At 40.3% G+C, this 24,818-nt stretch carries 24 protein-coding genes; 11 read left to right on the top strand and 13 right to left on the bottom strand.

Going from position 1 to position 24,818, the window contains the following annotated elements; genetic code table 11:
- The first annotated feature begins 20 nt into the window (after positions 1–20).
- From VOI17_RS10970 to VOI17_RS10945, 6 genes are all read left to right on the top strand, one after another.
- Positions 21–1,010, top strand: coding sequence for a DNA-directed RNA polymerase subunit alpha (locus tag VOI17_RS10970; RefSeq protein WP_068415589.1), 990 nt, complete (start codon positions 21–23; stop codon positions 1,008–1,010).
- Between the two features lie 6 nt (positions 1,011–1,016).
- Positions 1,017–1,589, top strand: coding sequence for a 50S ribosomal protein L17 (rplQ, locus tag VOI17_RS10965; protein WP_323757292.1), 573 nt, complete (start codon positions 1,017–1,019; stop codon positions 1,587–1,589).
- A gap of 110 nt (positions 1,590–1,699) precedes the next feature.
- Positions 1,700–2,812 (top strand): glutamine-hydrolyzing carbamoyl-phosphate synthase small subunit, encoded by a 1,113-nt coding sequence (gene carA / locus VOI17_RS10960; RefSeq protein ID WP_323757291.1) that lies wholly within the window; start codon positions 1,700–1,702, stop codon positions 2,810–2,812.
- A gap of 5 nt (positions 2,813–2,817) precedes the next feature.
- Positions 2,818–4,107, top strand: coding sequence for a phosphopyruvate hydratase (eno, locus tag VOI17_RS10955; RefSeq protein WP_323757290.1), 1,290 nt, complete (start codon positions 2,818–2,820; stop codon positions 4,105–4,107).
- A 163-nt stretch (positions 4,108–4,270) separates the two neighbouring features.
- A complete protein-coding gene (locus tag VOI17_RS10950) occupies positions 4,271–4,570 on the top strand; it encodes a septum formation initiator family protein (protein ID WP_323757289.1) in 300 nt (99 codons plus the stop codon).
- 63 nt (positions 4,571–4,633) lie between these two features.
- A complete protein-coding gene (locus VOI17_RS10945; RefSeq protein ID WP_323757288.1) occupies positions 4,634–5,209 on the top strand; it encodes a hypothetical protein in 576 nt (191 codons plus the stop codon).
- On the opposite strand, the gene VOI17_RS10940 is transcribed toward VOI17_RS10945, so the two are convergent.
- A complete protein-coding gene (locus VOI17_RS10940) occupies positions 5,206–6,279 on the bottom strand; it encodes an Ldh family oxidoreductase (protein WP_323757287.1) in 1,074 nt (357 codons plus the stop codon). The genes VOI17_RS10945 and VOI17_RS10940 overlap by 4 nt on opposite strands.
- A gap of 11 nt (positions 6,280–6,290) precedes the next feature.
- Positions 6,291–7,247: an exopolyphosphatase gene (locus VOI17_RS10935; RefSeq protein ID WP_323757286.1), complete on the bottom strand. Its 957-nt coding sequence runs from the start codon at positions 7,245–7,247 to the stop codon at positions 6,291–6,293.
- A 134-nt stretch (positions 7,248–7,381) separates the two neighbouring features.
- Between VOI17_RS10935 and VOI17_RS10930 the strand changes: the two genes are divergently transcribed.
- From VOI17_RS10930 to VOI17_RS10920, 3 genes are all read left to right on the top strand, one after another.
- Positions 7,382–8,962 (top strand): acyl-CoA carboxylase subunit beta, encoded by a 1,581-nt coding sequence (locus tag VOI17_RS10930; RefSeq protein WP_323757285.1) that lies wholly within the window; start codon positions 7,382–7,384, stop codon positions 8,960–8,962.
- 78 nt (positions 8,963–9,040) lie between these two features.
- Positions 9,041–10,111, top strand: coding sequence for a M42 family metallopeptidase (locus VOI17_RS10925; protein WP_323757284.1), 1,071 nt, complete (start codon positions 9,041–9,043; stop codon positions 10,109–10,111).
- A gap of 5 nt (positions 10,112–10,116) precedes the next feature.
- Positions 10,117–10,896 (top strand): helical backbone metal receptor, encoded by a 780-nt coding sequence (locus VOI17_RS10920; protein ID WP_323757283.1) that lies wholly within the window; start codon positions 10,117–10,119, stop codon positions 10,894–10,896.
- Between the two features lie 34 nt (positions 10,897–10,930).
- On the opposite strand, the gene VOI17_RS10915 is transcribed toward VOI17_RS10920, so the two are convergent.
- The 6 genes from VOI17_RS10915 to VOI17_RS10890 form a co-directional block, all read right to left on the bottom strand.
- Entirely contained in the window at positions 10,931–12,682 is a 1,752-nt protein-coding gene (locus tag VOI17_RS10915; protein WP_323757282.1) for an ABC transporter ATP-binding protein, read from the bottom strand.
- An 81-nt stretch (positions 12,683–12,763) separates the two neighbouring features.
- Positions 12,764–13,978, bottom strand: a complete 1,215-nt coding sequence (locus tag VOI17_RS10910; protein WP_323757281.1) for a 3-phosphoshikimate 1-carboxyvinyltransferase — start codon at positions 13,976–13,978, stop codon at positions 12,764–12,766.
- Between the two features lie 2 nt (positions 13,979–13,980).
- Positions 13,981–15,015 carry a 3-dehydroquinate synthase gene (gene aroB, locus VOI17_RS10905; RefSeq protein WP_323757280.1) on the bottom strand — a complete coding sequence of 345 codons (1,035 nt, stop codon included), beginning with the start codon at positions 15,013–15,015 and terminating at the stop codon, positions 13,981–13,983.
- Positions 15,012–16,109: a chorismate mutase gene (locus VOI17_RS10900; protein ID WP_416376054.1), complete on the bottom strand. Its 1,098-nt coding sequence runs from the start codon at positions 16,107–16,109 to the stop codon at positions 15,012–15,014. Before VOI17_RS10900 ends, aroB begins: the two co-directional genes overlap by 4 nt.
- 200 nt (positions 16,110–16,309) lie before the next feature.
- A complete protein-coding gene (locus VOI17_RS10895; protein WP_323757278.1) occupies positions 16,310–16,852 on the bottom strand; it encodes a prephenate dehydratase in 543 nt (180 codons plus the stop codon).
- Complete coding sequence (locus tag VOI17_RS10890; protein ID WP_323757277.1) at positions 16,845–17,942, bottom strand: bifunctional 3-deoxy-7-phosphoheptulonate synthase/chorismate mutase type II; 1,098 nt, start codon at positions 17,940–17,942, stop codon at positions 16,845–16,847. The genes VOI17_RS10895 and VOI17_RS10890 overlap by 8 nt, the downstream gene beginning before the upstream one ends.
- An 82-nt stretch (positions 17,943–18,024) precedes the next feature.
- On the opposite strand from VOI17_RS10890, the gene VOI17_RS10885 reads away from it, so the two are divergent.
- Complete coding sequence (locus tag VOI17_RS10885; protein WP_323757276.1) at positions 18,025–19,236, top strand: proline dehydrogenase family protein; 1,212 nt, start codon at positions 18,025–18,027, stop codon at positions 19,234–19,236.
- A 79-nt stretch (positions 19,237–19,315) separates the two neighbouring features.
- Here the strand turns inward: VOI17_RS10885 and VOI17_RS10880 are convergent, their stop codons facing one another.
- Together VOI17_RS10880 and VOI17_RS10875 are read right to left on the bottom strand one after the other, a co-directional pair.
- Positions 19,316–20,500: a M56 family metallopeptidase gene (locus VOI17_RS10880; RefSeq protein WP_323757275.1), complete on the bottom strand. Its 1,185-nt coding sequence runs from the start codon at positions 20,498–20,500 to the stop codon at positions 19,316–19,318.
- The gene (locus VOI17_RS10875) at positions 20,493–20,852 is read right to left on the bottom strand and encodes a BlaI/MecI/CopY family transcriptional regulator (RefSeq protein ID WP_323757274.1); all 360 of its coding nucleotides are present in this window, start codon (positions 20,850–20,852) and stop codon (positions 20,493–20,495) included. The genes VOI17_RS10880 and VOI17_RS10875 overlap by 8 nt, the downstream gene beginning before the upstream one ends.
- 150 nt (positions 20,853–21,002) lie before the next feature.
- Here VOI17_RS10875 and lysS point away from each other — a divergent pair, with 150 nt between their 5' ends.
- Complete coding sequence (gene lysS / locus VOI17_RS10870) at positions 21,003–22,724, top strand: lysine--tRNA ligase (protein ID WP_323757273.1); 1,722 nt, start codon at positions 21,003–21,005, stop codon at positions 22,722–22,724.
- Between the two features lie 108 nt (positions 22,725–22,832).
- Here lysS and VOI17_RS10865 read toward each other — a convergent pair whose 3' ends face one another.
- The 3 genes from VOI17_RS10865 to VOI17_RS10855 all read right to left on the bottom strand — a co-directional run bounded on the left by VOI17_RS10865 (position 22,833) and on the right by VOI17_RS10855 (position 24,778).
- Positions 22,833–23,129, bottom strand: coding sequence for a type II toxin-antitoxin system RelE/ParE family toxin (locus VOI17_RS10865; RefSeq protein ID WP_323757272.1), 297 nt, complete (start codon positions 23,127–23,129; stop codon positions 22,833–22,835).
- The gene (locus tag VOI17_RS10860) at positions 23,122–23,361 is read right to left on the bottom strand and encodes a ribbon-helix-helix domain-containing protein (RefSeq protein ID WP_323757271.1); all 240 of its coding nucleotides are present in this window, start codon (positions 23,359–23,361) and stop codon (positions 23,122–23,124) included. The genes VOI17_RS10865 and VOI17_RS10860 overlap by 8 nt, the downstream gene beginning before the upstream one ends.
- 412 nt (positions 23,362–23,773) lie before the next feature.
- Positions 23,774–24,778 (bottom strand): DUF4365 domain-containing protein, encoded by a 1,005-nt coding sequence (locus VOI17_RS10855; protein ID WP_323757270.1) that lies wholly within the window; start codon positions 24,776–24,778, stop codon positions 23,774–23,776.
- Positions 24,779–24,818: the final 40 nt, after the last annotated feature.

The following is a 24,818-nucleotide window of genomic DNA, read 5'->3' as shown; positions in this document are numbered from 1 at the left end:
AACTTAAACGATCTAATCATATGTCAATACTCGCATTTCAAATCCCTGAAAAGGTGGTGATGGAGAAGGCGGACGACTTTCACGGTCTGTTCACTTTTAAACCGCTCGAAAAAGGATACGGGGTTACAATCGGTAATGCATTAAGAAGAATTCTTCTTTCTTCATTAGAAGGTTACGCTATCACAGGTATTAAAATTCCTGGTGTTTTGCATGAATTCTCAACGATTGAGGGTGTTGTGGAAGACGTAGCGGAAATCATTCTAAACCTAAAGAAGGTTCGTTTTAAGAAAATCTCCGATACTGTTGATAACAAAGTAACTGTAATCATTGAAGGTCAAGATAAGTTTGCTGCTGGTGATATTGGAAAATTCACTGGTGCTTTCGAAATCCTTAACCCTGATGAAGTTGTGTGTCACCTTGATAGTTCGGTAAAGTTCGAAATTGAGCTTTCTATCGATAAAGGTAGAGGTTACGTTCCTGCCGAAGAGAACAGACCTTCTGAGCAATTATTCGGATACATTCCAATTGACGCTATTTACACGCCAATCAAAAATGTTAAATTCAGTGTAGAAAACACAAGGGTTGAACAAAAAACTGACTACGAAATGTTGGTTTTGGATATTCAAACTGATGGTTCTATCCACCCTGAAAACGCTTTGAAAGGTGCTGCCCATATCTTAATTCAACACTTCATGCTATTCTCTGATCAGAACATGATCTTAGAAACTGGGTCTTTGGATGAGCCAGAGCAAGTAGATGAAGAAATGCTTCACATGCGCAAGCTGTTGAAAACTCAGCTGAACGATTTAGATCTTTCAGTAAGAGCTTACAACTGTCTTAAAGCAGCTGATGTAAGAACATTAGGCGACTTAGCAAGACTCGAAATTTCTGACATGATGAAATTCAGAAACTTTGGTAAGAAGTCTTTGGCTGAATTGGAGCAATTGATAGCTGATAAGAACCTTACTTTCGGTATGGACTTATCAAAATATAAACTTGACGAGGAATAAAGTAAGATGAGACACGGGAAGAAATTTAATCACCTGAGTAGAAAGGCACCGCATAGAAAAGCAATGCTTTCTAACATGGCTTCTTCTTTGATCGCGCACAAGAGAATTTCAACTACTGTAGCGAAGGCAAAGGAACTTAGGAAATATGTTGAGCCTCTTATTACAAAAGCTAAGACAGATACAACTCACTCAAGAAGGGTAGTATTCTCTTATCTTCAAAATAAAGAGACGGTAACTGCCCTTTTTAGCGAAATCGCTGAAAAGGTAGCAAACAGACCTGGAGGATATACTAGGATTATCAAAACTGGAAACAGATTAGGCGATAATGCAGATATGTGTATCATTGAATTAGTAGATTACAACGAATTACTCCTTAAAGAAGCAGCTCCTGCTAAGAAAAGCAGCAGAAGAAGCCGAGGTGGTAAGAAAGCTGATGATACTACTGAATCAACTCCTGTAGCAAAAGCACCTAAAGCAAAGAAGGAAGAAACTGTTGAAGCACCAGCTGCTACAACTGAGGAGACTCCGGAAGCAAAGGCTGAAGAAGCAAAAGAAGATGATAAGAAAGACGGGGAATAATTCTACTTTCTTAAAAATATAGAATAAGGGATTGAGCAAATTTGTTCAATCCCTTTTTTATTTACTTTTGTACCGAATTAAAGATTTGAATTGCGCACCAATCTATAAATATGTCTACATCGAATAATATCAACAGTAAAAAGAAAGCTATTCTTCTTTTAGCAGATGGAAGCCGCTATGAGGGTACTGCCATTGGTAAAATAGGTATTGCCGGAGGTGAAATTTGCTTTAACACAGGAATGACGGGTTATCAAGAAATTTACACCGACCCATCTTATTATGGTCAAATTGTAGTGAATACTGCTTCTCACATCGGGAACTATGGGGTAGAGGATGACGAACAGGAGTCGGATTCACCGAAAATCAGAGGTTTGGTTGTAAATACTTTTTCTAAGGATTTCAGTCGTAAAACAGCCGATGGCTCGCTCCAAGATTATTTAGAAAAGAATAACATTGTCGGGATTTCCGATGTTGATACACGCCTTTTGGTGCGCTACATCAGAGATAAAGGAGCCATGAACGCAATCGTATGTTCAGAAGACCTTTCTGATGATGAATTAAATGCTAAGCTGGCTGACATTCCATCGATGGATGGTTTAGAGTTGTCTTCATTTGTAAGCACAAAAGAACCTTACTTTGTTGGAGATGAAAATGCAACGACTAAAATAGCCGTATTGGATATTGGAGTTAAAACCAGTATTCTAAAGCATTTGGCTAGTAGAGGTGCTTACCTAAAAGTGTTTAACGCCAAGACTACCTTTGAAGAAATGAGCAAATGGAATCCTGATGGTTACTTTTTGTCCAATGGCCCTGGTGATCCATCCGCGATGTCTTATGCTGTAGAAACAGCTCAGAAAATAATGGCTGAAGACAAACCACTTTTTGGAATTTGTCTTGGGCATCAAGTGATAGCCCTTGCTTGTGGTGCAAGTACATTCAAAATGCACAATGGGCACAGAGGGCTAAATCACCCAGTTAAAAACCTAATTTCCGGCAAGAGTGAAATTACTTCTCAGAACCATGGTTTTGCAGTAGACTTAACTGCGCTCGAAGCGGCTGGAAGTATGGAACTGACGCATATCAACCTGAATGATAATACAGTGGCAGGCTTGCAGGTAAAAGGAAAGAAAACATTCTGCGTTCAATACCATCCAGAGTCTTCACCTGGGCCACATGATTCACGCTATTTATTCGATCAATTTATTAACCTTATCAAATCATAATACCAATGAGTTTAATTGAAAGTATTTATGCAAGACAAATCCTTGACTCAAGAGGAAATCCTACCATCGAAGTAGATGTATTTACAGAAAACGGTGTTTTAGGCCGTGCTGCAGTGCCGTCAGGTGCTTCAACTGGTGCGCATGAAGCCGTTGAGTTAAGAGATGGAGATAAGGACGTCTACCTTGGCAAAGGCGTTTTAAAAGCCATTGAGAATGTAAACGTTACCATTGCCGCTGAACTGATTGGGTTTTCTGTATTCGAGCAAAATTTGCTTGATAAGATTATGATCGAAGTAGATGGCACTGAGAACAAAAGCAACCTAGGAGCAAATGCTATTTTGGGTGTTTCTTTAGCGATAGCTAGAGCCGCTGCGGCAGAGCTTGGCCTTCCCCTTTATCGTTACGTGGGTGGTGTTAATGCAAATACGCTTCCTGTTCCAATGATGAATATCATCAACGGAGGTTCTCATGCAGACAACTCAATCGACTTTCAGGAGTTTATGATTATGCCGATAGGTGCAGTGAGCTTCACTGAGGCAATTCAAATGGGCGCTGAAGTGTTCCATCATTTAAAGAAGGTACTCTCTTCTCGTGGTCTTTCAACTAACGTAGGCGATGAAGGTGGTTTTGCACCGAACTTGGCATCTGATGATGAAGCGCTTGAGGTGATTTCTGAAGCAGTGAATAATGCAGGTTATACTGTGGGCGAAGACTTCGTTTACGCGCTTGATGTCGCTTCTTCCGAATTCTACTTGAAGGACGAAAAAGTATATCACTTCAAAGATTCAACAGGGAAGAAAATGACGCCAGTTGAAATGGCGGATTATCTTGCTTCGCTTTGTGAAAAGTACCCGATCATGTCGATTGAAGACGGAATGTTTGAAGACGATTGGGAAGGCTGGAAAGCCCTAACAGATAAGATTGGTGATAAAGTACAGTTAGTAGGTGATGATTTGTTCGTGACTAATGTGAAGCGTTTACAGAAAGGAATTGATGGAGGTATAGCCAACTCAATCTTGATTAAAGTAAACCAAATCGGAACTTTGACCGAAACTATTGAGGCGGTAAGCTTGGCCAATAGAAATGGCTATACCGCTGTGATGTCACACAGATCTGGCGAAACTGAAGACAATACGATTGCTGATTTAGCAGTAGCATTGAACACTGGTCAGATTAAAACTGGATCAGCTTCGCGCTCAGATAGAATGTCGAAATACAACCAATTACTTAGAATTGAAGAAGAATTGGGAGAAGTGGCCAAATATCCAGGAAAGAATTTCAGAAAGGCTTACTAAGCTCAGTACAAAATACGATCAAAGACTTCGCTCCTTTAAGGGGTGAAGTCTTTTTGTTTTAAGGCACTCTAAAAGAGTAACGAAGAATTGATTTTAAAAATAGAATGAAGAGTAAATGGTCATACTTTTGATTTTATGCTAAAAAATCAGTTACTTTTGTACTATGAAGGCTTTTACCAAAGTTCCTCGTTTCGCAAAGAGCTTCTATTTTCTCTTCGGAACATTTTTCGTTATCTGGATGCTGTTTGTAGACTCCAATGATATTGTGACTCAGATAAGACTTAAGTCAAAGCTGAATAACCTTGAAAACCAGAAGGAGTATTACATAGAGAAAAAAGTGGAGGTACTTAAGAACAAAGAGGAGTTGACTACGAATCAAGAGCTACTTGAAAAATTCGCAAGAGAAAAGTACTTAATGAAGAAACCATCTGAGGATCTTTTCGTCATCGTAACGGAAGACTAATTCAAAAAAAAAAAATATTGAATACCAAGTCCTCTTTTTGAGGACTTTTTCGTTATCAGGACTATGAGAAAATTATTAACCCTTGTTGCCTTCTTTTTTATAAGCTTTTCATCGCTGCAAGCCCAGATTTACTACGAGGAAGAACCTCAAGAAGAAGATTCTGTGAGTTTTATGGATAGGGTTTATTTTGGAGGGAATTTTTCATTCAACCTAGGTACCGACTTTACTTATATTGATGTTTCTCCACTTGCGGGCTATATGATCACTCCTGATTTCTCCGCTGGTTTGGGTGCCACTTACCTCTATCTTTCACGTAAGTACATTGTTTTGCCTTCACGTAATACATTTAAGGTAAGCAGCAGCGTATATGGTGGGCGTACTTTCTTAAGGCATAATATTTTCGAGACCTATTTTGCCCATCTGGAATTTGAGGCCTTAAATGTGGAATTTGCGGCTGACCCTTACAGTGAAACTACGAACCGTGAATGGGTACCGGGGCTCTTTATTGGTGGTGGTGCCTTTCAGCCCATTTTTAAGAAGGGAGGAATAAACATCACTGTCTTATATAACCTTCTTCATGATGATCTTAGATCGCCTTATGGAAGTGCGCTAGTAATAAGAGGAGGAATTACTTTTTAAAAAGCGATTCCGAATTTTTCACCAATTTCTTTCAGGTCCTCAACCACAGGTTGAAGTAAATGAATGCCCTCTTTCATTCTTATTTTCTCCATTTCACGTTCAGGGTCACCCGGGATGATCACAGGTTGTTCAGGGTCAACAGGCGTTGAATTTCTAAAACGCTGAATCCAATTGTCCATGTGTTCTTTAAACTCCGTTGCTGGGCGGAAAGCATCTACACGCATAGCGCCAAAGAAATGACCTAAGCCTTCGCCTACCGGATCGCTCACTGGATCCATAAAGCTTACAAACGGAGGTGCCCAAGGCCCATAATTGGCGCCAGAAAGCACAGCAGAGAAAATATCTACCACAGACCCCATGATGTAACCTTTGTGACTTCCATGTAATCTACTTCCACCTAATGGACGTAAAGCGCCACCTTCTTTTACACCAAATGCATTCGTGGTATCTAAACCATCCTTGTCTTGCACCCAGCCTTTAGGCACGGATTCTCCTTTTCTTTGAAGAATCTCCAGCTTTCCGTTGGCAGCTGTGGTGGTGGCAAAGTCACCTACGAAAGGTGGCTCACTGCCCGCTGGAATTGCAATGGCAATTGGATTGGTTCCTAAAAGTCTTTCTTTAGAAAAAGTAGGGGAAACCAACGGGCTAGCATTGGTCATTGAAATACCAATCATATCATTTTGTGCCGCCAATAATGAATGGAAGCCAGCAATACCGAAATGGTTAGAGTTTTTCACCGAAACCCAACCCGTACCAACATTTTTGGCCTTTTCTATCGCTACTCTCATCGCAAAAGGAGCAACGACTAATCCCAAACCAGCATCTCCATCTACAACTGCCGTGCTTGGTGTTTCATATGTCACTTTGATGTTTGGGGTAGCATTAATTCTTCCCTTTTCCCAAAGTCTAACATAGCCCTTAAGCCGAGCTACACCATGCGAATCTATACCTCTCAAATCTGCCGAAAGAAGTGTTTCGCAAGCTTGAGTGGCATCTGCTTCTGGACAGCCCATTTTAATGAAAACAGAATGAGAAAACTGGTATAGGTCTTGGTAAGAATAATTCGACATGGGTGTAGTTTTTAATTCGAAGTGCTTTTCTCCGATATCTTGATATGCGAAAACGATGTATACAAAAGCCCTTCTTTCAATGCATAAGCACAGGCCGTAATGTTTTCGGTCGTCATATGTTTTAAAACAAACTGAATCAAGCAACTGGCTACAACAATCATATCTACGCGCATGGTAACCATACCAGGGATATGCATTCGCTCCTTCTTGTTTTTTGTAATCAGCTCTTCGTAAATACTGTTGTTAGCTTCAATAGGGAATTGGAAAATCAAGCTATCAGGAGCTCTTTCAATCCCATTTTCTTTCATGTAAACCTCAGAAAGCGTATCGAAAGTGCCAGAGCAACCTATTAAACCCTGAGGCTTGAACTCCTCAATGGCAGTTACCAAGCTAGAAAGCTCTGTTTCGAGCCAAGTATTCATTGCTTCAATGCTTGCTTGAGGCATAGGGTCTTCCTTATGGAATTTATCCAAAAGCCTTTGGGCACCAATTTCGAAGCTTTGCTTCCAGAATATTTCTTTGTTGTTCCCTATGATAAACTCTACGCTTCCACCACCAATGTCCATTACTAATTGTGGCGATGCTGTAAGATGTGAAGTGGATTTCACGCCATAGAAAATGAGTTCAGCTTCACGATCACCTGAAATGATTTGGATGTCTATAGAAGTTTTTTCTTTGATTTCGTCCAGCAATTGTTGGCCATTTTTTGCAGATCGAATGGCGCTTGTCGCAACTCCAGTTACTTTTTTGACCTCGAATTGATCAATAATGGTTTTGAAAACTTGAAGAGTGTGAAGGGCTCTTTTCTTGGCATCAGCGGAAATTCTACCTTTACTAATGCCGTTTTTACCAATCTTCACAGCTATTTTCTCACGGTATAGTGTTCTGATTTCGCGCTTACTCACTTCCACTATAAACAAGTGGAAGGTATTAGTGCCCAAATCAATAACTGCTATTTTCTCTTTCATGCCCCTCTGCAAAGATGGGCGAATATAAGGCATTCTATTAAAATATGGTTGTTCATCGAAAGGTAATAGATGCCGATTATGTTCTTTTTTTGTATTGACCTGTATATCTTTGACGAGGATATAAACCCACACCTATGGCTAAGAATACCCCGATTAAAAAGCACAAAACCAAAGCAGAAAAAATTGAATGGCTAGAGCAAAAGAATGCAGAAGCTTTATTGGGAGGAGGTCAGAAACGGATTGACAGTCAACATAAGAGAGGTAAGCTTACCGCTAGAGAGCGTCTGGAGCTATTATTAGACGAAGGAAGTTTTGAAGAAATTGGCAAATTTGTAGAGCACCGGGCTACGGATTTTGGTCTGGAGAATGAAATCTATTTAGGCGATGGCGTAGTGACGGGTTACGGAACGGTACATGGCCGCTTGGTATATGTGTACTCGCAAGATTTTACCGTGTTCGGTGGATCACTTTCTGAAACCCATGCTGAAAAAATAGTTAAAGTCATGGATTTGGCCATGAAGAACGGTGCGCCTGTAATTGGCCTTAACGATTCTGGTGGGGCTCGAATCCAAGAAGGAGTAGTGTCGCTTGGCGGTTATGCCGATATCTTCTACCGTAACACAATGGCTTCGGGAGTAGTACCTCAAATCTCTGCCATTATGGGGCCATGCGCGGGGGGCGCAGTGTATTCACCGGCCATTACCGATTTTATCTTCATGGTAGAAAATACTTCTTACATGTTTGTTACTGGGCCTAATGTGGTGAAAACCGTAACGCAGGAAGAAGTGACTTCTGAAGAATTAGGAGGTGCTAGTACACACAGCACCAAAAGTGGGGTGACACATTTCGCTTCGGCCAACGAGGCAGAGTGCATTAATGAAATCAAACAACTGCTGTCGTACATTCCGCAAAACTGCGAAGACACGGCTCCAGTGTATGAATATGATTTAGAAGAGGATGCGGTAAGAACCGTATTGAATAACATTATTCCAGAAAACCCAAACCAACCCTACGACATGCGTGAGGTGATTGATGGTTTGGTAGACGAGGATTCTTTCTTCGAAGTACATAAAAACTTTGCTGAAAACATTGTGGTGGGCTTTGCCCGAATTGGTGGAAGAAGCATAGGAATTGTAGGAAACCAACCCGCTTCTATGGCTGGGGTTTTGGATATCGATGCCAGTGTAAAGGGTGCACGTTTTGTGCGCTTCTGCGACTGTTTCAATGTGCCTTTGTTGGTGTTGGAAGATGTGCCAGGTTTCTTGCCAGGTACAGACCAAGAGTGGAATGCTATTATTACCAATGGAGCGAAATTACTTTATGCTTTCTCTGAAGCTACAGTGCCAAGAATCACGGTAATCACGAGAAAGGCGTATGGTGGGGCATATGATGTAATGAACTCCAAACACATTGGAGCGGACATGAATTACGCTTGGCCTTCAGCAGAAATTGCGGTAATGGGAGCGAAGGGTGCTGCGGAAATCATTTTCAAAAGAGAAATTGCCGCTGCCGATGATCCTGAAGCCAAGCTTGAAGAGAAAGTAGAGGAATACACTGAGAAGTTTGCCAACCCTTATCGTGCTGCACGAAGAGGTTATGTGGATGAAGTAATCTTGCCTCAGGATACCCGTAAGAAACTTATCAGGGCCTTTACGATGTTGGAGAACAAAGTGGCTACTTTGCCTAAAAAGAAACACGGGAACATTCCTTTGTAACAAGGGTTTTATCCGTACCGAATTAAATTATAGAACTGGCTTTTGGCCAGTTTTTTAGCATTTAGAATACCGAAAATTATGAATAAGAAGAGTCAAGAATTCCTTACCAAATATTTGAATAACGCTTCACCAACAGGTTTCGAAGCTTCTGGTCAACAAATTTGGTTAGACTATATCAAGCCATATACAGATAGTCATTTCACCGATAAGTACGGAACTGCAGTAGGGGTAATCAATCCTGAAGCAAAGTTTAAAGTAGTGATCGAAGCACATGCCGATGAGATCAGCTGGTTCGTCAACTACATTGACGATAACGGCTACATTTATGTAGTTCGAAATGGTGGTTCTGATCACCAAATAGCGCCTTCAAAAAGGGTGAACATTCACACTGAAAAAGGAATTGTAAAAGGTGTTTTCGGATGGCCAGCCATTCACGTGCGCGATAAAGCTTCTGAAAAATCACCTTCACTGAGAAATATCTTCATCGATGTGGGAGCAGAGTCGAAGCAGGAAGTGCTTGATATGGGCGTTCATGTGGGAACCGTAATTACTTTTGACGATGAGGTTTTTAAACTGAATAAAAAGTTTTGGTGTGGTCGTGCACTCGATAACCGTATTGGTGGTTTCATGATTGCCGAAGTGGCCAGAAGACTTCACGAAGAAGGCAAGAAACTTCCATTTGGTCTTTATGTGGTCAATTCGGTACAAGAAGAAATTGGTTTGCGTGGTGCAGAGATGATTGCCGCTAGAATCAAACCTGATGTGGCCATCATTACAGATGTATGTCACGATACTGCTTCGCCAATGTATGAAAAGCAATTACAAGGTGATCAGAAATGTGGTTTAGGTCCTGTGTTGGCTTATGGTCCTGCGGTGCATAACAACGTATTGAAAATGCTGATTGATGTAGCGGAGAAGAATAAGATCGACTTCCAGCGTCATGCAAGTTCAAGATCAACAGGAACTGATACCGATGCTTTTGCTTATTCAAACGAAGGTGTGCCTTCTGCCTTGATTTCTTTGGCTTTGAAGTACATGCACACTACAGTAGAAACTGCACATGAAAACGATATAGAAAAGGTAATTGAACTGATGTATCAGTTTATCCTTCATTTGCCAGCCGATCATGATTTCAGCTATTTAAAATAATTGGTTTGGAAGGGACTGTAAGACTGGTGTTGGATCAAATGGGGCGGAAGGTAGAAGTGCCTAGTTCGCCTCAGCGCATTGTTTCTTTAGTGCCTTCACAAACAGAATTATTATATGATTTAGGACTTGGTGATCGCGTTGTCGGGGTCACCAAGTTTTGTATTCACCCAAGTGAATGGCATCAGTCCAAAACCTTTGTGGGTGGTACCAAGCAGTTTAAGTTCGATGTGATTGATACGCTCAAACCTGATCTAATCATTGGAAACAAGGAAGAGAACTACATTGAAGGTATAGAGGAACTGGCCAAGAAATACCCAGTTTGGATGAGTGATATCACTGGATTGGATCAGGCTTTCGATATGATTTTGGCCATCGGTAATTTGGTGGACGAAAGGGCTAAATCCATCTCTATTGTTGAAAAGGTGAAGGAGGGTTTTGCTTCGCTTCCCTATAAGTCGAGAAAAAAAGCGCTGTATCTTATTTGGAAAAAACCCTATATGGCAGCAGGCAGAGCAACCTTTATTGACGAAATGATGGATTTTTCTGGCTTTGAAAATGTGCTTTCAGAAACACGTTATCCCGAACTTAGCCTCGAGACGATTCATGAATTAGCGCCTGAAGCTATTCTTCTTTCATCGGAACCATACCCTTTTAAGGAAAAGCACATTAACGAGCTAAAGGCAGTGCTTCCCAATTGTGATGTTCAGCTTGTAGATGGTGAAATGTTCAGTTGGTACGGAAGCAGGTTAATGCAAGCCCCTTCTTATTTCGCAAACCTGAAATAAAAAGAGGAAGCGCTATAAAATTTTTTGGCACAAGTTAAATTCTTGCCTGATAAGTATACAGTTGATAATACCTGCCTTCTTTAACAATCAATTCATCGTGTGTGCCTCTTTCGGCAATTTCACCATTTTCAATCACGAGAATTTGGTCTGCTTTGCGAATGGTAGTTAAGCGGTGGGCAATCACGAAAGTAGTTCTGCCTTTCATTAAGGTCGATAAACTTTCCTGAATGAAGGATTCACTTTCCGTATCCAGATTGGAAGTAGCCTCGTCAAGAATAAGAATTTTAGGATCAGCCAAAACCGCCCTTGCAATGGCAATTCTTTGTCGTTGACCACCAGAGAGTTTCACCCCTCTTTCACCAATGATTGTTTCCAACCCTTTTTCAAAGCGATCAGTAAATTCATTGACATAGGCGGCTTTAACTGCATTCTGTAAGTTTTCTTCAGAAGAATCTGGTCTTGGGAAAAGGATGTTTTCGCGGATAGTCCCTTCAAAAAGAAAATCATCTTGAAGTACAACACCCAATTTTCTTCGGTAGCTTTTCAATAAAATAGTGGAAAGGTCGATGCCATCAATCGTGATTTTTCCTTCACGTGGATTAAGGAATGAAGCGGCTAAACCTGCAATGGTAGATTTACCTGAGCCAGAGGTTCCGACCAAAGCGGTTACACTTCCAGAAGGTGCATCGAAACTGATGTTTTTCAGAACATCTGTGTCCTCTTCGTAAGCGAATGATACATTCTCGAATTTAATATTGGCGTCCGTTTCTTTAAGCTTAACTGTGCGGTTTTCATCATCGTCTTCCGCCTTCATCAACATAATCTCTTCCGTACGATCTAGTCCAGCAAAAGCTTCTGTAATCTGGCTACCAATGTTCGACATTTGAACAATTGGCGCAATCAATAAGGCGAGCAAGCCAATAAATGCAAAGAGTTCACCCGTGGTCATGGTGCCTTGAATAATATAGTAGCCTCCAATCCCTAGAATACCAGTACTGGCAACACCCGCCAAAAGGAAAGTGGCAGAACTGGTGACTACGGCAGTTGCTGTAAGCGTCTGTTTTACATTTTCATACAGTGATTTCACACCGTTTTCAAAGCTTTCTGTTTCTTGTAATTCGGCTCCAAAGCCTTTAATTACTCGCACGCCACTTAAAGTTTCCGTTAATCGACCTGTCACTTCAGCATTGAGTTGGCCTCTTTTTCTGAAGATTGGCCTTAAGTATGCAAAGGCTTTCATGGCCACTAAACCAAAAATGATCACAGGAACGACCACAAATGCAGTGAGTTTGGCGTTCATGCCCAAGAGTATTACGAGTACGGCAACTGCAGTAATACTACCACCAATAAGCTGTACAAAACCAGTTCCTACTAAGTTTCTTACACCTTCCACATCGTTCATAATTCTTGAAACCAATGCACCTGATTTGGTGCTATCGAAGAAATTAAGAGGGAGCGATAAAATTTTCTTTTGCACCTGAACACGAAGTTCTGCAATGAGTTTTTGTGCTTGAACACTCAGAATACGTGTAAGGGCAAATGAAGTAATGGCTTGGGTAATAATTGCGGCAATAGTGACGAGAATGACGGTCTTCAACATCTGCATGTCTTTGTTGACCACAACATCATCAATAAGGTATTGCGTTGCTTTAGGAAGCACTAAGCTGGCGGCACTTCTCAGTAAAATTAAGACCAATCCAAAAAGTAAAAGCCCTCTTTTGGGCCAAATGATTCTTTTAAAAACTTCACCTACGGTGATATTGTCGAGTTTTTTCTTCTTTGCCATGATAACCGCTGAAATATAGTAAGACCAACCGCCTTGAAAGCCAGTTAGTTCATTTGGTGAAAAGTAATTTGTATGACATTCTTATTGACCTGTTGCCAATGCAATGTCTTTCCAAAAACCAGGATATGATTTATTGACCACGCTTGGGTCTTTAATGATGATCTCTTGCAAAGTACAAAGTGGAGCGAAAGCCATGGCCATACGGTGGTCGTCATAGGTCTCGATCTCTACTGGTGTGTCGCTCAACTCAAATTTAGATCGAATTTCAAATACCTCTGGCGCTACTTCTTTTAGCTTCACATGGAATTTTTTCAACTCCTTTTTCAAGGCTTTAACCCTGTTGGTTTCTTTGATCACAAGGCTTTCTAAACCTGTCATGGTGCATTGTATTTTCTTTGCTGCACAAACCACAGCAATGGTTTGGGCCAAATCTGGGCAATCACTAAAATCAAAATTCACTTCGTTGGAATGAGGGGTTTTCTGAAGTACCACACCATCGGCTTCAAAAGTGCTCATCACGCCAAGCTGATTCATCATATGAACAATGGCAATATCACCCTGAAGTGACTTTTGTCTGAGCCCTTTTAATTTGATTTTGGCATTATCTGCTAAAGCCACAAAGCTATACCAATAGCTCGCACCCGACCAATCGGACTCTACTACATATGGATAATCTTTGTATTGTTGAGGCTTAATTTCGATGGTTTGGTTGGTCCAGTTGGAGTGAATTCCAAAAAGCCTCATCATGTCCAAAGTCATTTGGATATAAGGACGAGAGCCGATTTTTCCTTTTAATTCTAAGTTAAGGCCTTGTGGCAAACAAGGGGCAATCATTAATACAGCCGATATAAACTGACTGCTGACATCGCCTTGCATTTTAATACTGTTGGTCTTTTGATCAATAATGGGTTTTACCTTGAGTGGAGGGAAGCCTTCTTCTCCCAAATATTTTACTTTGGCCCCAATGCTTTTAAGTGCATCACCCAAAATCTTGATCGGGCGTTGTTGCATTCTTGCGGTGCCTGTAAGAATTCTCGGAGTTTCTCCCACTGCTGAAAGTGCTGTGAGAAAACGCATGGTGGTTCCAGCGTCTAAAACATCTAAAGTTTCTTCTGAACTGGCCAATAAACGAATCATCGTTTGAGTATCTCTGGCCTCTGATAGATTCTGAATTTCAGAAGGGTTTCCAGAAAGCGCGTTAATGATTAAAGCCCTGTTGCTCTCACTTTTAGAAGCAGGAAGTGGGATTTCTACCGCTTTAAGTTTAGGTGAGTGTTTAAGATGAATGGTCTCCAAGGTTATTGTTTCAGTTTGGTGAAATAGAACAGCGAATCAATGACGTCTTTTTCGTCTACAGCGATATCGTAGGTGGCCTTTCCGATGTCCATCAGTAGGGAATGGTTGAGAAGGTTGTTAAGATTTTTTTTGTCTTGGTACATCAGTTTTATGATTCCAGAAAAATCCTCTTTTGCGATGTTAATTTCAGGATAAATTTCGAGAATGGTGTTAGAAATCTGCATTAGATTTTCGTCAGAAAAACCCAGTAGTTTTTTTGACAAGTAGGCTTCACAGATCATTCCAATGGCGATTGCTTCTCCGTGTAAAAGCTTTTTGTCAGTATTTAAATAGAAGCTTTCAATGGCGTGCCCTATCGTATGTCCAAAGTTTAAAATCTTCCTAAGCCCAGCTTCTTTTGGGTCCGCTTTTACTACTTGGTTTTTGATTTCTACCGAATGAGCAATCACCGCTTCCCAGTTTTCAATGTTCAAACCATGAGCAGTGGTTTGCTCAAAATAATCGGCATCGGCAATGAGCCCGTGTTTAATTACTTCTGCAAAACCCGATCTTAATTCTCTTGGCGCTAAGGTTTTCAGAAACACTGGGTCAATCAAAACACTTTCTGGCTCTTGGAAGAAACCCAAATGGTTTTTGAAACCCATAAAATCGATCCCCAATTTTCCGCCTACATTGGCATCTACTGCAGCCAATAGGGTAGTGGGGATGTTCATAAACCTGATACCGCGTTTGTAAGTCACCGCACAGAAACCACCCATGTCGCCAATGACGCCACCTCCCAAATTGATCAGTAATGCTTTTCTGTCAAAGTTGTGTGTGGTGAATTGCTCCCAAATATGTTCACAGGTGCGAAGATTTTTGTTCTCCTCGCCAGAAGTGATTTGTATAAGCAAATGTGCTGGCAAAAAGGCCTGTACCAAAGGATAACAATTCGCATGCGTATTCTCATCGACTAAAACCGCTAATTGTGTAAAGTCAGTTTCCTTTAATACCGCCTTGAGGCTGGTTTCTATGTGGTCAATTACAATGTGGCTCATGCGTTTGTCAATGGACGGGTTTCTTTCAGTTGTGCTTCTTGCTTTTTCACTGATTCCTCGTGAATAGCAAATAAAAGGCTTTTCATGAACTTCTCTGTCATGTTTTTACGCAAGCCGTCTTGAATTCTGCTTTCCATCACTTCTTCCCAACGGCTGGGCTGGTAAACTGCCAAATTATGTTCGCGTTTATAGTCGCCCACTTGCTCAATGACCCTGAACCTTTCTGCGAAAAGCTCCAGTAGTTGCGTGTCAAGCAAATCGATTTTTTGTCTGAACTGCTCTAATTCGTTGAGCATTTCGGGGTGCTCGTCTACGTTTTCTCTGAAGATCAGGCTTTCGTAAATAATTTTCAGTGTCTGAGGTGTGATTTGCTGTTTGGCATCGCTCCAAGCGTTGTCTGGGTCGTGGTGGGTTTCAATCATCAAACCATCCAAACCAAAGTTAATGGCCCTTTGACTTACTGCTCCAATGATTTCACGAGCTCCGGCAATGTGGCTTGGGTCACAAATAACAGAAAGTCCGGGTATCATACGCTTTAAGTGAATAGGCAGTGACCATTCAGGCTTGTTACGGTATCTTTTTTCGTACGGATCGGAAAAGCCACGATGAATGCCTGCTACTTTTTTAATACCCACTTTGTTCAACCTTTCAAAAGCGCCCAACCAAAGTTGGAGATCTGGATTGATTGGGTTTTTTACCATTACGGGAATGTCGGTGCCTCTTAAGGCTTCACAAATCTCTTGTACCGAAAATGGGTTTACTGTGGTTCGAGCGCCAATCCAAAGCACGTCAACGCCAGCTTTTAAAGCGGCTTCTACATGTTCTGTTTTTGCTACTTCAACAGTAACAGGTACATTCAGAATGTCTTTGGCGATTTGTAGCCACTCCAAAGCTTCCACGCCAACGCCTTCAAAAGAGCCAGGTCTAGTTCTAGGTTTCCATACACCCGCCCTAAATAACTCAACAGGACTTCCCTTTAAACCTTTTGCAATGGTTTCGATTTGCTGCGGACTTTCTGCGCTGCAAGGGCCGGCAATGAGCACATGCTCTGATAATCCTAGCCCCCAATCTTTAATGTCGATGATGTTCATAATTACGTTTGGTCAAAAAAAAAGCCCGACTCTTTCGAACCGGGCTTATAAAATATTTTTACAATTTCATTTATATGATAGCGCAGGCTCGATCTCGTTGAGTTCTAAAGTAAAAAAAGTAATAGAATGATGTCCTTGCTGCTAACATGCGATAAACTTAGTTATCTCTTTTTTAAAGAAAAATATAAAGTGAAATTATTTTTTTAAGCGTTTTCCACCAAAGCGAAAGTTGTGCTGTTGGTTGATTGATCTTCGATATTCTCAGACAACAGTATAAGATCATTGGCTTCTATCGCATCCTTACTAGCAATTACTCCCGAATTTTTCTCTCGGTTATTTTTCAATTCATGAATAGCACTAACGGTGCTCGTACTTGAAATGAAAGTAATATGACTGTATTTAGTAAAGAACTTTTGTGTCTCTTTAATGGCCATTGGGTGAGAGTAGATCTTTTTTATGCCCTCAATATTAGTAGCCTTAAAGCTCCCTAGGCAAAGATGGATTGGCATTTCGAATTGCTCCAAAATACGATGTCCAGAGTTTTTGATTCGCTCTAGGTTATCTCCAACCAAACCAGAGGTGTTATTTCTGATGGCGATCAGTGCTTTTTTAATGCGCTTTTCTTTGAGCGCCTTAAAAATATCATCGAAGGAGTGGAAAAGCATATGGCTAACATTAGGCAAAAACTTTTGCCTGGCCATATCATGATAAGTGTTTTCAGGGCCGAGTAGTCCTAGTTCAGTCATTAGGTTGTTTGTCTTGTTCTTTATTAAATACGGATGTCTGTATCCTTACGGATTGCTGATGAATATGTCGGTAAAGTTCGCGAATAAATTCGGGGTCTAAGTTTAAAGATTTCGCCCATTCTGGTCGGGAGTGCAAAATTTCTTTCCATCGACTAATCTGAAAAATAGCCACATTATTGTCTTTCTTAAATTCACCAATCTTTTCCACTAGACTGAGTCGCGTGGCAATGGCTTCCAGTATTTCCCTGTCTGCTTGGTCTATTTGCTCACGTATGATGTCTAACTGATTATTAAAGTCTTCGTCTTTGGACGTATGATTCCTTAAAATCAAATTCTCCAATAGAAGGTTAAAGGCATCGGGTGTTAATTGTTGGGCGCTGTCACTTAAGGCATTGTCTGGGTCAATGTGTGTTTCAATCATCAAACCATCGAAATCGAGGTCCAAAGCGCGTTGCGACAATTCAGCAATTAAACTTCTTTTTCCACCGATATGGCTAGGGTCGCAGAGTAAAGGCAAGTCAGGGAATTCACTTTTCAATTCCATTGGAATTTGCCAAAGCGGGGTATTGCGATACTTACTTTGCTGAAAAGTTTGAAAGCCACGGTGAATAGCCCCAAGGTTTTTAACATCACATGCTAACAGCCTTTCCAAAGCCCCTTTCCAAAGCGATAAATCTGGATTGATCGGGTTCTTTACAAAAACGGGAAGGTCTACGCCCCTAAGTGCTTCGGCAATTTCTTGCACATTGAAAGGGTTGACGGTGGTGCGTGCGCCAATCCACAATAAGCCAGCACCATTTTTTAAAGCAATGTCTACGTGTTCAGTGGAGGCGACTTCGGTAGCAAATTTAAAACCGAATTCCTTTTGGACTTCCTTCACCCATTCAAAAGCGACCTTGCCCATGCCTTCGAAAGAACCGGGCCGAGTTCTAGGTTTCCAGATTCCACCTCTTATATAATCAACTTTAGAAAGGTCTAAGCCTTTCAGCGTTTCTGAAAATTGACTTTGGCTTTCAATGCTACAAGGCCCTGCAATAATGATGGGCTTTTTATCGCTATCTAACCGTCTGTGTAAAGGGGGATTAGTCATGTATATTTCGTTTGCAACTCATTGGTAACAAAGGTAGGACACTATTGGTTTGTTACTATATTTGCGGACTTTGAATATCGCCATGGAACTAAAAAAGTTTGTTGATTTTGACAACCTTACGAATGCCTTTGCGGCTCGGACTGACGAAGCACTAAAGCAAGCGCATTTTATATTTTCTACAATGCAATCTCCTCGATTGGTAAAAGTAGGAATGGCCCTTACCGAGTGGGCATTAAACTGGGGTTTACCTGTCAAGGGAATCATTAAAAAAACCATTTTCAACCTGTTTTGTGGAGGTGAAACGCTAGACGGATGTCAGCGAGCGACCAACGAATTGGCAGCTTTCGGCATTGGTGCCATCTTCGATTATTCTGTTGAAGGAGAAAAGACAGAAGAAGGATTTGATGGAAGTGCACAAGAAATAATGAGAACCATAGACCGAGCGAGCCAATATGAGTTCATTCGGTTTTCTGCTTTTAAGATTACAGGCTTGGCGCATTTTGATTTGCTAACCAAAATTCATTCAGGCGAACAGCTGACGGAAAAGGAAGCGGCAGCTTATGAAAGGGTGAAGGACAGAGTAGATATGATTTGTGCAGAAGCCAAGCGAAAAGACGTTTCTGTTTTGATTGATGCCGAGGAAACCTGGATTCAAAAACCCGTAACGGATATTACAAGGGCCATGATGGCCAAATACAATACAGAAAAGGCGCTGATATTCTACACTTTTCAGATGTACACCCACAGTATGTTGGGGCACTTGAAGGAGTTCCATGCGGATGCAAAGGAAAACGGATATAGACTCGGAGCAAAGCTTGTGCGTGGTGCTTATATGGAAAAAGAAGCTGCCAGAGCGGAAGAGATGGGCTATGAAAACCCTATTCAACCCAACAAAGAAGCGACCGATAGAGACTTTGATGCAGCCACCGAGTATTGTATTCAATACATTAAAGACATTGGCTTATTTGCTGGTTCACATAACGAGAAAAGTAATTACTTGGTCACGCTTTACCTTGAAAAGTATGGTTTGCCAAGAGACGATAGAAGAGTATACTTTGGTCAGTTGTATGGAATGAGCGATCATATTTCGTTCAACCTTGCTGCCGCTGGGTATAATGTAATTAAGTATGTGCCTTATGGGCCAATCAAGGCCACCATTCCTTATTTGATGAGAAGAGCAAACGAAAATACTTCTGTAAAAGGACAAAGTAGCCGTGAATTGACTTTGATTAAAAAAGAGTTGAAGCGAAGAAAAGGAGGCAGAAAAGAATTTGCCCATCAGGACAAGTTCTAAAAACGGAAGCCAAAAGGAAAGCAAAAAGCCTGACTTAGTTGAACTAGGTCAGGCTTTTTTAATGCGTGTTGTTTCAATCTTAATTATTACTTCTTCTAACGCCTTTTACTGTAATCACTGGCTTTTCAACAATTAGGTCATCAGGAATTTCTAATATTTCTATGCCTTCTTTAGTAAAAGTGCTTTTGACAGACGGGTGGTCTTTAAGGCTTTGCCATTCGTTTTCAGTTGGTAGTTTGAATTCACTTTTAACACTTCTGACTTCAAATACTTGTTCTGGTTCTATTGTTACATCAAGGTTAATTTCTTGCCCTTCAAAAATACGTGCTGAATCAAGGTGTGGCTGATAACTAGAATCGATTTGAACATCCAGATCGATTACAACTTCTTCGATTTCATCTACCAATACGGGTTCGACAACATCCGTACAAGCGTAGGCAATAAATAAGAGGCCTAAAATAGGCAGGGCGAGTAATGGTTTTAATTTGTTCATGACATTTGAGTTTAGTTTTTGAATCATTTTTAATCTTTTCTGAATAGGGTGTTCGTTAAAACTTGAAATCAAGCTGCTGTTCACTTTGGCCAAGGCGAATTGCAATAATGACCTTTCGTAATGCTTTGGATGGGTACGCTTCAATACTGAATGATCGGCTATATATTCATGCTGAAGGCGGATGGATTTAGCGTAGAAGTAACTAAAAGGATTGAACCAATAAACACATTTGAGTACTTCAAAAATGAGTAAGTCCAACGAATGTCTTCCTTCAATATGAGCAAGTTCATGGGTAATGATTTGCTGCTTTAAGCTTTCATTTTTGTTCAGTTCCTTGCCCACAAAAATGGTGTTGAAGAAGCTATAAGCGTCATTTCCTTCGGTTTCAATTACTTCAATTTTATTGTTCTGGAACGAAGGCCATTTGCCCACTTTTCGCTTCACGATAAATAATTTGAAGACGAGGATGCAGATGGAGACGATCAAACCAATCAGGTATATGGCTTCAATGGAAATCAAGGGGTTTCCTTGAGTAGCGATTTCTGATACCCCAATCTGAGTAGTAGAGGAGGCTTTAGCCGCTAAAGCTTTTACTGAAGTGAAAGCAAATTGGCTTTCGAAATTCAATAAAGGAATGAGCATTGAAGCCAACACCGTAAACACCAAATAAAATCTGTTGACGGAAAGTAACTTTTCCCCCCGCAGAAAAAGCCAATAGAAGCCATAAAAGCTTGCCAGGCAAATCGAGGACTCTATTAAATAGCTATTCATGGTCTTTTAGTTTTTGCATCAAATCTTCCACTTGTTCAGGGCTTAGCTTTTTCTCCTGCATCATAAATGAAAACAGCTTTTCGGCCGAGCCTTCAAAATAATTGCTCAAAAGTCCGTTCATCGACTTTTTGGTATAGGCTTTCTTTTTCACCGTGGCGGAATAAGAAAACGTATTTCCTACTTTCTCTCTGTTTACAAAACCTTTGGTTTCCAAAATTTTCAAGAAAGTACCCACCGTATTATAGGCTGGTTTTGGCTCAGGCATTTGGTCTACAATGTCTTTGATGAACATGTTGTCATGCTCCCAAACGATCTGCATTATTTGCTCTTCAGCTTTTGTTAAGTCTTTCATAACTCCTAATTCTTTCGGAAAAGTCTTAAAGTTTTCGGACAACTCCTAATTATTTAGGAGTAATTTTTTTCAATAGTGAATAGAGACCGCTTTTAATTGTTTAATAAATGTCGGTGAATGACTAAATTGCGCCTCGAAAAAAATAAAGCAATGCAGATTTTAAGCGAACAGGAAATTGTCAGAAGACAAGAGCGGGAGGAACTTCAAAAGCTCGGTATCAATCCATATCCTTCAGAAACCTATGAGGTAACTCACTATTCTAAGGGAATTAAGGAAGGTTTTGATAAGAATCCTGAAGGCTATAAGGAAGTGACCATTGCCGGTAGAATGATGAGCCGTAGAATTATGGGCTCCGCATCTTTTGCCGAAATTCAAGATACACAAGGCCGTATTCAGGTCTATGTAAGAAGAGATGATATTTGCGAAGGCGAAGACAAAACCCTTTACAATACCGTTTTCAAAAAGATTTTAAGCATTGGCGACATTGTTGGAATCAAAGGCTATGTGTTTAAAACACAGGTAGGTGAAATTTCTGTGCACGTGACAGAAATGACTGTGCTTACTAAATCCTTAAAGCCACTTCCATTACCAAAAACCGATGCAGAAGGCAAAGTACACGATGCCTTTACCGATCCAGAGCAGCGTTATAGACAGCGTTATGTGGATTTGGTGGTGAACCCTCATGTAAGAGAGGCTTTCATTAAAAGAACGCACATGGTAAACTCAATGCGCCAGTTCTTGGCCGACAGAGGTTACTTAGAAGTGGAGACGCCAATCCTTCAGCCTTTGTATGGTGGGGCAGCAGCAAGGCCTTTCAAAACACATCACAATACTTTGGACATGACGCTTTACATGCGAATTGCCAATGAATTGTACCTCAAAAGATTAATTGTAGGTGGCTTCGATGGCGTTTTCGAATTCTCTAAAGATTTCAGAAACGAAGGAATGTCACGTTTCCATAATCCAGAATTCACCCAAGTAGAGCTTTATGTGGCTTATAAGGATTACAATTGGATGATGGATTTAGTGGAGGAAATGGTAGAGAAAGTAGCCATTGACTTACACGGAACGACCAAAGTTCAGGTGGGTGAAAACGTAATCGATTTCCAACGTCCTTGGAAGCGTTACACCATGTTCGAAGCCATTGAGCACTTTACAGGAATTGACATTTCTGAAATGGATGAGGCTGAATTGAGAGAGACGGCCAAGAAACTTAAAGTGCCGAATGATGAGTCGATGGGTAAAGGAAAACTCATTGATGAAATTTTTGGTGAGCACTGTGAAGGCAAGCTGATTCAGCCTACTTACATCACGGATTATCCGGTGGAAATGTCGCCATTGGCGAAAAAGCACCGTACTAAAGAAGGTTTGGTGGAGCGTTTCGAAGCTATTTGTAACGGAAAAGAAATCTGTAATGCATTCTCTGAATTGAACGATCCAATTGATCAAAGAGAGCGTTTTGAAGAGCAGCTTGAGCTGGGCAAAAGAGGGGATGATGAAGCCATGACCTTGGATGAAGATTTCCTTCGTGCCTTGGAATACGGCATGCCGCCAACCGCTGGTTTGGGCATTGGTATCGATCGATTGTCGATGATTATGACCAACTCAAAATCGATTCAGGATGTGTTGTTCTTCCCTCAAATGAAACCAGAGAAGAAAGCCAAAATGGCTACGGATGAAGAGTTTGTAAAAGAAGGCGTTCGATTAGAACTGGTTCAAATTCTTCGTAAACTGAACATCAATACCATTGCGCAACTCAAAGAACAAACGGCTTCTAAACTGCTCAACGATATGGGGGGTATGAGAAAGAAGCTCAAACTTCAAGAGGTTGCAGCCGCTAGCTTAGAAGAAATAGAAGGCTGGTTAAAGTAATATTTAACCCAATCTAAAAATACAGAAAGCCATTTTGCGAAAGCAGAATGGCTTTTTTTGATGTGTTTATGGGTTAGGGTTGTTGTTTAAAGGTTGTAACAACAAACGTTATGAGCCGCTATTTAACTTTTCAAGATCTTGCTTCCCAATAATGGTCATTATTTCAACGGTGCCGTTAGCAACTCTAAAATAAATACTGTCCGAACCTGAAACACATCTGCGGTATCCAGTTTTTATAAAATCCACCGATTCGAAAGAGAATGGCCTTTCTGCGATATTTTCAAAAGCCGTAAAGAAATCATTAAAATATTTGTCCGCTTGCTGCACTCCAAACTTACTCACTCCAAAATGATGGATTCTAATTAAATCTTCTTTGGCGGTGTTGCTCAGTTTGAATTTAGCCATTCAGAAGTGACTTTGATTGAGCTAAGATTTGCTCTTTAGAATCTGAAGTAAAACCACTTTTCTCAGCTTTCTCAATTTTCGATTTTATCCAATCAATTTGAGTTTGTTGCTTGCGCGCTTGGCGAATTAAGTCATTCACCAGCTCACTTTTGCTTGAATATTCGTTGCTATCAACTTGGGCTTTTAGCCATTCATCGTTTGGCTTTGTGAATGAAATACTCTGTCTAGACATTTGGTAGTTTTGGTGTAAAATTACACCAATATCTAATCAACTTCAAATTGTTATATAATTTTTGGTGGCTTAACAGTGGTTGGTGCTCGTTTAAACTCTTAGAAAACTGAACATTAATGCCATTGGGCCACTCAAAGAACAAACGGCTTCAAAACTGCTCAACGATATGGGGGGTATGAGAAAGAAGCTCAAGCTTCAAGACTTGCAGCAGCTAGCCTAGAAGAAATTGAGGGCTGGTTGAAATAACATTTAACCCAATCTAAAAATATAGAAAGCCATTTTGCGAAAGCAGAATGGCTTTTTTTGATGTTGATATGTGTTTAAGGTTGTTGGTTTGGCAGACTTACAAGTAACCACAACCCTGTGATAACCCACTGAACCAACTAAGTGTTATACACAGTTTTTAAACCAATTATTGTCCAATAATTTTTTCTCCGATTTCAAATGAAATTTCCATGTTAGTACCTTTAGGGAGATTGTGTTTGTGAGTAAACTTGTTTAAATCATGAAAAACTAAATTGAGAAATGTACTGTCAGTATTATCCATTTTGATTTTGTAAGTAGTTTTTCCGTCCCTTTGAAAATCAGAATCGGGTAAAATTTCATATTTCATGAAGCACATCATTAGAACTAAAAAGAATCCTTCATTTCCCTGTTTAGGTAAAAAATATGATAGCCCTATAGTGTCATTAAAAATTTTTCGCACCCATTTTTTTACTTCTGGTATTTCAGGTAATTCACGTTTATCAAAATCATAACCAAGTATTAGAATCTCTACTTTACCTCTTAAGTTACTAACAAGGGTAGGGTTTATTTGAATTCGATTTAACCCTGCTATTAATGAATTATAATAATTGCTTTGAATATCTTCTTTCTCAATGAGAAAGATCAGCCTCTCAGACTCTTTAAGTCTTTCATTCTCTTCCCAAAAGTGATTGAGTTGAGAGACATAATCTTTAACTGGACTTACGTATTTAGTTAATATTTCTCTTGAGTCTTGTTCTAATTTTTGATTAAATGGGATTGTGATTTTCCAATTTTCACCTGCTTTTTCAGTTTGCATCGGGTCACAATAGCACCAATAGACTTCTTCTTTTATATCGTCAACTAAAAAGACCACCACGGGAATATCATGGTTTAGATAATAATTTAAATGACTCATGTCATCTCTATATACCCATCCTAAGTTGTTTTTTTCATTAAAGTATGAACCTCCTGTTTTTACTTGAGAGGCTATAGTTTTACCTGTGACTTGTCCAAATTCAGTTATTAAGTCTAAATAAGCATCAATACCAAAATCTGTCTCATTATGATTTGGTCGTACAATCCACCCTAATTTTTTTTGCACGATGTGTGTGAGAATTGTAAGGCCATTGTTTCCTTTCTGAGATGTTGATTTGTAATAAGGAAAGTCCATTTTCTATACTGATTAATTTAAAATTAGTCGATGGTTTTCA

It is taken from the genome of Roseivirga sp. (assembly GCF_034669765.1).
In the GTDB taxonomy this organism is placed as follows: Bacteria; Bacteroidota; Bacteroidia; order Cytophagales; family Cyclobacteriaceae; genus Roseivirga.
This window is presented reverse-complemented; position numbering and strand designations above follow the sequence as displayed.